A 530-nucleotide genomic window follows, 5' to 3' on the forward strand; every position below is an offset into this window, starting at 1 on the left:
GGCCGCGCTCAGGCACTCCTCCGACACCGGTCCGCGGCACTCGGTTGCCGTACGGAACGCCCGTTCCTCGTCCATGGCGAGCGGGAGAAGGACGAACAGGAGAGTGCTGCCCGCGACGAGGGCCAGGACGCCGGCGNNCGGCGCCACCGCCGCCGGCGAGGAGCACGTAGATCGCGAACATGATCCGCTGGCCCTGCTTGCTCAGCGCCTCGTACTCGCTTCTGGTGACCTCGGTCCTCGGGCGGCGCGGGTCGGAGGTGTCGACCGCGTAGTAGCGGCCCCGGTCCGTTTCGGTCGCCTGGCGGCCCGAGCCGTCGGAGAACACTCCGCCGAGCAGGACCAACGCTGTCAGGACCACGCCCACGAGGAGGGCGTGTACGCGGCGGGGGAGGGCCTTCAACGCCTGCCCCTGGTTGGACTTGCTCCTGGCGACGCCCCTGGCCCGGAACTCCAGCGCGATGCTGCGGAAGATTGTCGCGGCGTGCAGCGGGAACAGCAGGGCGAGGCCGACGCCCAGCAGGACGCCGAGG

This window comes from Streptomyces sp. NRRL B-24572, assembly GCF_002156145.1.
GTDB classification, from domain to species: domain Bacteria; phylum Actinomycetota; class Actinomycetes; order Streptomycetales; family Streptomycetaceae; genus Streptomyces; species Streptomyces vietnamensis.